The 8,081-nt window shown below is 73.7% G+C and carries 11 protein-coding genes; all 11 read left to right on the forward strand.

Translation table 11 applies throughout. From position 1 onward, the window contains the following. Positions 1–103: 50S ribosomal protein L31 (gene rpmE / locus PKY62_RS10930; protein ID WP_324536885.1), on the forward strand; the 103-nt coding region annotated here is incomplete at its 5' end. A gap of 110 nt (positions 104–213) precedes the next feature. Then, the gene (prfA, locus tag PKY62_RS10935; RefSeq protein ID WP_324536866.1) at positions 214–1,299 is read left to right on the forward strand and encodes a peptide chain release factor 1; all 1,086 of its coding nucleotides are present in this window, start codon (positions 214–216) and stop codon (positions 1,297–1,299) included. Then, positions 1,296–2,231, forward strand: a complete 936-nt coding sequence (gene prmC, locus PKY62_RS10940; RefSeq protein ID WP_324536869.1) for a peptide chain release factor N(5)-glutamine methyltransferase — start codon at positions 1,296–1,298, stop codon at positions 2,229–2,231. Before prfA ends, prmC begins: the two co-directional genes overlap by 4 nt. Continuing rightward, positions 2,228–2,896 carry an L-threonylcarbamoyladenylate synthase gene (locus tag PKY62_RS10945; RefSeq protein WP_324536871.1) on the forward strand — a complete coding sequence of 223 codons (669 nt, stop codon included), beginning with the start codon at positions 2,228–2,230 and terminating at the stop codon, positions 2,894–2,896. Before prmC ends, PKY62_RS10945 begins: the two co-directional genes overlap by 4 nt. Then, positions 2,893–4,005 carry an MraY family glycosyltransferase gene (locus PKY62_RS10950; protein ID WP_324536873.1) on the forward strand — a complete coding sequence of 371 codons (1,113 nt, stop codon included), beginning with the start codon at positions 2,893–2,895 and terminating at the stop codon, positions 4,003–4,005. Before PKY62_RS10945 ends, PKY62_RS10950 begins: the two co-directional genes overlap by 4 nt. A 1-nt stretch (position 4,006) precedes the next feature. Beyond that, positions 4,007–4,468 (forward strand): Cg1360 family ATP-synthase-associated protein, encoded by a 462-nt coding sequence (locus tag PKY62_RS10955; RefSeq protein WP_324536875.1) that lies wholly within the window; start codon positions 4,007–4,009, stop codon positions 4,466–4,468. A 230-nt stretch (positions 4,469–4,698) separates the two neighbouring features. Continuing rightward, on the forward strand, positions 4,699–5,442 hold the full coding sequence (gene atpB, locus PKY62_RS10960) for a F0F1 ATP synthase subunit A (protein WP_324536887.1): 744 nt from the start codon (positions 4,699–4,701) through the stop codon (positions 5,440–5,442). A gap of 78 nt (positions 5,443–5,520) precedes the next feature. Further along, on the forward strand, positions 5,521–5,751 hold the full coding sequence (atpE, locus tag PKY62_RS10965) for a F0F1 ATP synthase subunit C (protein WP_324536879.1): 231 nt from the start codon (positions 5,521–5,523) through the stop codon (positions 5,749–5,751). After that, on the forward strand, positions 5,751–6,344 hold the full coding sequence (locus PKY62_RS10970) for a F0F1 ATP synthase subunit B (RefSeq protein WP_324536881.1): 594 nt from the start codon (positions 5,751–5,753) through the stop codon (positions 6,342–6,344). Before atpE ends, PKY62_RS10970 begins: the two co-directional genes overlap by 1 nt. Next, complete coding sequence (locus PKY62_RS10975) at positions 6,344–7,159, forward strand: F0F1 ATP synthase subunit delta (RefSeq protein ID WP_324536883.1); 816 nt, start codon at positions 6,344–6,346, stop codon at positions 7,157–7,159. Before PKY62_RS10970 ends, PKY62_RS10975 begins: the two co-directional genes overlap by 1 nt. Before the next feature lie 77 nt (positions 7,160–7,236). Continuing rightward, the coding region (locus tag PKY62_RS10980; protein WP_502875834.1) for a F0F1 ATP synthase subunit alpha at positions 7,237–8,081 on the forward strand (845 nt) is incomplete at its 3' end.

Consider the following 8,081-nt stretch of genomic DNA (forward strand, 5'->3'; position numbering starts at 1 on the left):
GTGCCACCCGTTCTACACGGGCAAGCAGAAGATCCTCGACACCGGTGGCCGCGTGGCCCGGTTCGAGGCGCGGTACGGCAAGAAGGCCGACGCCGCCAAGTAGCACCCTCGCCGCCGGCGGGCGCAGCCATCCCCTCTCTGCGGAGCGGACGTGGCGGCCCCGCCGGCGTCGTCGTACCGGGACACCTCCACGAGCCGCGGGAAGGGGCGCTGATGTCCGAGACCTTCGACGCCGTCGGGCCGATGCTCGCCGAGTACGAGGCGCTCGAGGCGCGGCTCGCCGACCCGTCCCTGCACGCCGATGCGGGGGCCGCCCGCACGCTGGGCCGTCGCTACGCCGAGCTCGGCCGGGTGGTCAGCGCCTACCGCCGTTGGCACGCCGCGGACGACGACGCGCGGGCGGCGGCGGAGCTCGCGGAGCTCGACGCCGGCTTCGCCGCCGAGCTGCCGGCGCTGCGGGCCGACGCGGCGGACGCCGCCGAGACCCTGCGCCGCGTGCTGGTCCCACGCGACCCCGACGACGCGCGCGACGTCCTGCTGGAGATCAAGGCGGGGGAGGGCGGCGCGGAGTCGGCGCTCTTCGCCGCCGACCTGCTGCGGATGTACCAGCGCTTCGCCGAGCGTCGGGGGTGGTCGCACGAGGTGCTCGAGGCCACCGGCTCGGACCTCGGCGGGTTCAAGGACGTCACCCTGGCGGTCAAGGCGCGCGGGACGGTCACGCCCGAGGACGGCGTGTGGGCGCACCTCAAGTACGAGGGCGGTGTGCACCGCGTGCAGCGCGTCCCGGTGACCGAGTCCCAGGGCCGGATCCACACGTCGGCGGCCGGCGTGGTGGCGCTGCCCGAGGTCGAGGACGCCGGCGAGGTGGCGATCGACCCGGCGGACCTGCGGATCGACGTCTACCGGTCCTCCGGCCCGGGCGGGCAGTCGGTCAACACCACCGACTCGGCGGTGCGGATCACCCACCTGCCCACGGGCCTGGTCGTCTCGTGCCAGAACGAGAAGTCCCAGCTGCAGAACAAGGAGCAGGCCCTGCGGATCCTGCGCGCGCGGCTGCTCGCCGCCCGGCAGGAGCAGGCCGCCGCCGCGGCGTCCGTGGCTCGCCGCTCCCAGGTGCGCACCGTGGACCGCTCCGAGCGGATCCGGACGTACAACTACCCGGAGAACCGGATCGCGGACCACCGGACGGGCTTCAAGGCCTACAACCTCGACCAGGTGCTCGACGGCGACATGGACGCGCTGGTGCGCTCGGCGATCGAGGCGGACGAGGCGGCGCGGCTGGCCCAGGCCGGCGCGTGAGCGCGCCGACGGGAGGTGCCGGCGCAGCCGACCCGGGGCAGCGCCTCGGTGCCGCGCTCCGCGAGGGTGCCGCCGTGCTCGCCGCGGCCGGGATCGACTCGGCAAGGGTCGACGTCGAGCTGCTGGCCGCACACCTCACCGGCGGCACCCTCGCGCAGGTGCGGGCCGACGCCGTGCTCGGTCGGTCGGCCCCCGATGGACTGGCCGGGCTCGTCGCCCGCCGCGCGGCGCGCGTGCCGTTGCAGCACCTGACGGGGAGCGCACCGTTCCGTCGGCTCGACCTGGCCGTGGGACCCGGCGTCTTCGTGCCGCGGCCGGAGACCGAGCAGGTCGCCCAGGTGGCCGTCGACGCCGCCAGGGCGGCGCTCGCCGAGCGCGGCCGCGCCGTCGTCGTGGACCTGTGCACCGGCAGCGGGGCGATCGCGCTCGCGGTGGCGGACGAGGTGCCGGGCGTCGAGGTCCACGCCGTCGAGCTGGACGCCGACGCCTGGGCCTGGGCGCAGCGCAACGTCGCGGCCCTCGGGTCCGCGGTGCGCCTGCAGCGTGGTGACGCCCGGACCGCGCTGCGCGACCTCGACGGCTCGGTCGACGTCGTCGTGGCGAACCCGCCCTACATCCCGCCGGACGCCGTGCCGGTGGACCCCGAGGTGCGCGAGCACGACCCGGCCGTCGCCCTCTACGGGCTGGGGCCCGACGGCCTGACGGTGCCGCGCGGCGTCGTCGCAGCGGCCGCGCGCCTGCTGCGGCACGGGGGGACCCTCGTCATGGAGCACGCCGAGGTCCAGGCGGCCGCGGTGCGCGCGATGGTCGGGTCGACCGGCTGCTTCACCGACGTGCGCACCGCCGCGGACCTCGCCGGCCGCGACCGGATGGTGGTGGCGCGGCGGGTGGACGGCCCGTGCGGCCCCGGCGTGGCAGACTCGCGGCCGTGACGGTCCTGGACTGCACGGATCCCTCGACGTGGGGCCCGGCGCTCGACGAGGCGGTGAACGTGCTCGCCCGCGGCGGGCTCGTGGTGCTGCCCACGGACACGGTCTACGGCCTCGCGGCCGACGCGTTCACCCCGCCCGCCGTCGCCGCGCTGCTCGCGGCCAAGGGGCGCGGCCGTCAGATGCCGCCGCCCGTGCTGGTCCCCGACGCGCGCACGCTCGACGGCCTGTGCACCGGGCTGCTGCCCGGGGTCCGCGACCTCGTCGCTGCGTTCTGGCCCGGTGGCCTGACGATCATCTGCCACGCGCAGCCATCGCTCGCCTGGGACCTCGGCGAGACCCACGGGACGGTGGCGGTGCGGATGCCCGACCATCCGGCTGCCCTCGCGCTGCTGCGGCGCACCGGGCCGCTCGCCGTCTCCAGCGCCAACCTCACGGGCGCACCCGCCGCGACGACCGCCGCCGAGGCCGCCGAGCAGCTGGGCAACGCCGTGGCCGTGGTGCTCGACGGCGGCACGGCGCCCGGCGGGGTCGCGTCGAGCATCGTCGACGCCACGGGACCGGGGCTGCGCCTGGTCCGGGCGGGCGCGATCGGGCTGGACCGGCTGCGCGAGGTCGCCGACGTGCGGGCTGACGTCGCCGACGTCGGTGGCGAGGGCGCGCGGTGAGGGTCTACCTGCTCGTGGGCCTCATCGCGGCGGCGGTGACCTTCCTCACCACCCCGCTGGCGCGGTGGCTCGCGCTGCGGATGGGTGCGATCACGGCGGTCCGCGCGCGCGACGTGCACGCGGTCCCCATCCCGCGGATGGGCGGCATCGCCATGCTGCTCGGGATGGCCGTCGCCATGGCGCTGGCCTCCCAGATGCCCTTCCTCGAGGGGGTGTTCGCGGCGTCCAGGACCGCGTGGGCGATCCTCGGGGGCGCGACCCTCGTGGCCCTGCTCGGCGCGGCGGACGACATCTGGGAGCTCGACTGGTTCACCAAGCTCATCGGTCAGGTGCTCGCGGTGGGCCTCATGGCGTGGGTCGGTGACGTCCAGCTCGTCTCGCTGCCCATCGGGGGCCTCACGATCGGCTCGGCGACCTCCTCGCTGGTCCTCACGGTGCTCGTCGTCGTCGTCGCGATCAACGCGGTGAACTTCGTCGACGGCCTCGACGGGCTGGCCGCCGGGCTCATCGCCATCGGCGGCTCGGCGTTCTTCCTCTACACCTACCTCCTCACGGTCGACGCGAGCTCTGACGACTACTCGAACCTCGCCAGCCTCGTCGTCGCCGTGCTCGTGGGGGCGTGCGTGGGGTTCCTGCCGCACAACTTCTACCCGGCCCGGATCTTCATGGGCGACTCCGGGTCGATGCTCATCGGCCTGACGATCTCGTCTGCGGCGATCTACGTCACCGGGCAGATCGACCCGGCCGTCATCTCCGACCGGCAGCAGCTCCCCGCCGTCCTGCCGATCATCCTGCCGCTCGCCGTGCTGCTGCTGCCGCTGCTCGACATGGGCCTTGCGGTCATCCGCCGCGTCGGCGCCGGCAGGTCGCCGTTCCACCCGGACCGGCTGCACCTGCACCACCGGCTGCTCCAGCTGGGCCACTCCCACCGCAGGGCCGTCGTCATCATGTACCTGTGGACCGCGCTGGTCTCCTACGGGGTCGCCGCGCTGGCCGTGCTCACCACCACGCAGGTGCTGTGGGCGCTCGGCGTGGGCAGCGTGGTGGCCACCGCCCTGACCCTCGGACCGCTGCGCGGCCGCGCCCGACCCGTCCCCGAAGGAGCCTGACATGAGCACCGTGCCCGAGACCCCCGAGCAGGGGTCCGCAGCCACCGCCGCGACCGACGAGGCGGTCCGCGCGGTGTTCCGGCGCGCGCTGCGCGGCATGCTCGTGCTCGTCGCCGTGCTCGCCGTGGTGGGCTCCGTGGTCGGCTGGCTGGTCGCCGGCGCGGCCGGGCTGTGGGCCGCGCTCATCGGGGTCGCCATCACGCTCGTCTTCAGCGGGACCACCGTGGTGAGCATGCTGCGCACCGCAGGGTCCTCTGCCACCACGACGGGCGCGGTCATCCTCGGGGCGTGGCTGGCCAAGATGGTCGTCCTCGTGGCCGTGTTCGCGGTGCTGGACGGCCAGGACTTCTACGACCGGGTGGTCCTCGTCGTCGTCGTCGTGGTGGGCGTGCTCGGCTCCGCGCTGCTCGACTACCGCGCCGTGGTCGGCGGTCGGGTGCCGTACACGACCCCCCAGGGCTGAGCCGGGACGAAGGGCCGTTGCGGAGCCGTCGACCGGGCCGCGAACGCCGTTCAGCGCGCGGACCCACCACCCTGATGCGTTAGGCTTTCGCCGATCCAGGTACGGCCCGACGGCGCGCGCGCCCCGGGCCTGCCCGCCGCCACGAACCGGGGGAGTGCGCTCTGTCCAGCGTCGCGACGAACCTGCTGCTCGCCGCCACCGGTGAGGAGGGTGGGTTCCACCCGCCGTCGATCGCCGAGTTCTTCCCGGCGGCCTTCGCCTTCGAGGGCACCGTGTTCGAGATGAACCGGATCATCCTCGTCCGGATCATCTCCGCCGCCGTCCTCGTCGCCCTGTTCATGCTCGCCGCCCGGCGGGCGTCGCTGGTCCCCGGCCGAGGTCAGAACATCGCCGAGCTCGCCCTGGACTTCGTCCGGGTCAACATCGCCGAGGAGACGATGGGCCACAACGCCCGCCGGTTCCTGCCGATGCTCACCACGATCTTCTTCGCGGTGCTGGCCGGCAACATCACCGGCGTCGTGCCGCTGCTCAACATCGCCAGCACGTCCCTCATCGGCATGCCGCTGGTGCTCGCCCTGTGGGTGTACGTCATGTACCTCGCGGTCGGCGTCAAGAAGTTCGGCCTCGGCGGCTACCTCAAGAACAGCCTGCTGCCGCCCGGCCTGCCGCCGGTGCTCTACGTGCTCGTCACCCCGATCGAGGCGCTGCAGGTCTTCGTCTTCCGCCCGCTCACGCTGGCCCTGCGACTCACGGCCAACATGATCGCCGGGCACCTCATCCTCGTGCTGTGCTTCAGCGCGACCAACTTCTTCCTCTTCGAGGCCTCCGGGGTGATGAAGGCGTTCAGCGCCCTCTCGCTCACCGCGGGCATCGCGTTCACGCTCTTCGAGGTGCTGGTCGCGCTCCTGCAGGCCTACATCTTCACCCTCCTCTCGGCCGTGTACCTCAACATGGCCGTGGAAGAGGAGCACTGACCGTCCGACCGGCCCGCGCACCACGCGCTGGCTTCGACCCGACGCCCGCCCGGGCGCCTTCAGGAAGGAACACACCCAGTGGACAGCACCACGCTCGCCGAAGTCAGCGGCAACGTCGCGACCATCGGCTACGGCCTCGGCACCCTCGGCCCGGGCATCGGCCTCGGCATCCTCATCGGCAAGGCGCTCGAGGGCATCGCCCGCCAGCCTGAGGTCGCCGGCCAGCTCCGCACCACGATGTTCATCGGTGTGGCCTTCGTCGAGGTGCTCGCACTGCTCGGCCTGGTCACGGGCTTCCTCTTCACGTGATGACGTCCGTCGTCGCCGCTGCGGTCCAGGCCGCCGAGCACGCCGAGGAGGTCGAGGGGATCAACCTCCTCCTCCCGGCGGACTACGACCTCCTGTGGTCGACGGTCGTGCTCGTGATCATCGCCGTCGCCTTCTACAAGATGGTGCTGCCCAAGTTCACGGCCGTGCTCGACGACCGCACGGCACGGATCGAGGGTGGCCTCGCGCAGGCCGAGAACGCCCAGGCCGAGGCCGCGGCGGCGCTGGCGCAGTACCACCAGCAGCTGACCGAGGCGCGTGCCGAGGCCAGTCGCATCCGCGAGGAGGCGCGCGTCGAGGGCGGGGTCATCGTCGAGGAGCTGCGGGTCAAGGCCTCGGCAGACGCGGCCCGCATCCTCGAGACGGCCCAGCGCCAGATCGAGGCCGAGCGTCAGCAGGCGTCCGTCTCGCTGCGCGCCGAGGTGGGCGCGCTCGCCACGGAGCTCGCGTCGCGGATCGTCGGGGAGTCCCTGGCTGACGAGGCGCGACAGTCCCGCGTCGTCGACCGGTTCCTCGACGAGCTCGAGGTCGCCACCGCCGCGGACGCCGTGACCACGGCCGGCACGGAGGGCTGATGCGCGGCACCAGTGCGGCATCGCTCGAGGCGGTGCGGACGGGCTTCGAGCCGGCGCTGCGCGCCGCCGGGGGCGATGCGGCGACGCTGGGGGCACAGCTCTTCGCGTTCGTCGACGCGCTGGACTCCTCGGGCTCGCTGCGTCGGGCGCTGAGCGACCCGGCCCGCTCGGGTGCTGACAAGGCCGGCCTCGTGCGCGGTCTCGTCGGGCGCACGGCGGACCCGCGGGTCGTCACGGTGCTCGAGGCCTTCGCCGGCGGCCGCTGGTCGCGCGAGGAGGACCTGGTCGTGGCGATCGAGACGCTCGCGGCCGATGCCGTGCTCGCCTCGGCCCAGGCCGCCGGGCTGCTGGAGCAGGTCGAGGACGAGCTGTTCCGCCTCGACCGGGTGCTCATCGGTCAGCGCGAGCTGCGACGCGCGGTCACCGACCGCGCGGCCACCCCGGAGCGCCGGGAGAACCTCGTCCACGGGCTGCTCGACGGTCGGCTGCTGCCCGCGACGGTGCAGCTCGTCTCGCGCGGGGCCAGGGCGCCACGGGGACGCACGATGTCGACGATGCTCTCGCTCATGGGCCGCCTCGCGGCCCGTCGGCGCCAGCGCCTCGTCGCCGAGGTGACCTCAGCCGCCCCGCTCAGCGCGGCCCAGGCCGCGCGCCTGACCGCCCTGCTCGAGCGCAGCTACGGGCGGGCTGTCCAGCTCAACGTCGCGATCGACCCCGAGGTGCTGGGTGGCCTGCGCGTGCAGGTAGGCCCCGAGGTGGTCGACTCGACCGTGCTCAGCAGGATCGACGACGCACGACGCCGACTGGCCGGCTGACCGGCCCACGACATCCGGGCCGCCCGCGGCCCCCGCAGAACGCAGGTCGCCCCGGCGGCCACGACAGGAGGCAGACCATGGCTGAGCTGACGATCAGGCCCGAGGACATCCGGGCCGCGCTGGACAGCTTCGTGCAGTCCTACGCCCCGACGGGCGCGGTGCGCGAAGAGGTCGGCCGCGTCACGCTGGCCGGCGACGGCATCGCCCAGGTCGAGGGCCTGCCCGGCTGCATGGCCAACGAGCTGCTCGAGTTCGAGGACGGCACGCTCGGCCTCGCGCTCAACCTCGACGTGCGCGAGATCGGCGTCGTCGTGCTCGGCGAGTTCACCGGGATCGAGGAGGGGCAGGTCGTCCGGCGCACGGGCGACGTGCTCTCCGTCGCCGTCGGCGACGGCTACCTCGGCAGGGTCGTCGACCCGCTGGGCAACCCCATCGACGGGCTGGGCGAGGTCGCCACCGAGGCGCGCCGCGCGCTCGAGCTCCAAGCACCCGGCGTCATGCAGCGCAAGAGCGTGCACGAGCCGCTGCAGACGGGCCTCAAGGCCATCGACGCGATGATCCCCATCGGTCGCGGCCAGCGTCAGCTCATCATCGGCGACCGCCAGACCGGCAAGACCGCCATCGCGATCGACACGATCATCAACCAGAAGACCAACTGGGAGACGGGCGACCCTCACCAGCAGGTCCGCTGCATCTACGTCGCCATCGGCCAGAAGGGCTCGACGATCGCCGCCGTGCGCGGGGCCCTCGAGGACGCGGGCGCGCTGGAGTACACGACCATCGTCGCTGCCCCGGCCTCTGACCCGGCCGGCTACAAGTACCTCGCGCCGTACACCGGCTCGGCCATCGGCCAGCACTGGATGTACGCGGGCAAGCACGTCCTCATCGTCTTCGACGACCTGTCCAAGCAGGCCGAGGCCTA

It is taken from the genome of Actinotalea sp. (assembly GCF_035443605.1).
Lineage (GTDB): Bacteria > Actinomycetota > Actinomycetes > Actinomycetales > Cellulomonadaceae > Actinotalea.

Bases quoted from the DNA above. Each gene is read 5' to 3' on its own strand.
- prfA (WP_324536866.1), top strand. From the start codon at position 214: ATGTCCGAGACCTTCGACGCCGTCGGGCCGATGCTCGCCGAGTACGAG.
- PKY62_RS10955 (WP_324536875.1), top strand. From the start codon at position 4,007: ATGAGCACCGTGCCCGAGACCCCCGAGCAGGGGTCCGCAGCCACCGCC.
- PKY62_RS10970 (WP_324536881.1), top strand. From the start codon at position 5,751: ATGACGTCCGTCGTCGCCGCTGCGGTCCAGGCCGCCGAGCACGCCGAG.
- PKY62_RS10975 (WP_324536883.1), top strand. From the start codon at position 6,344: ATGCGCGGCACCAGTGCGGCATCGCTCGAGGCGGTGCGGACGGGCTTC.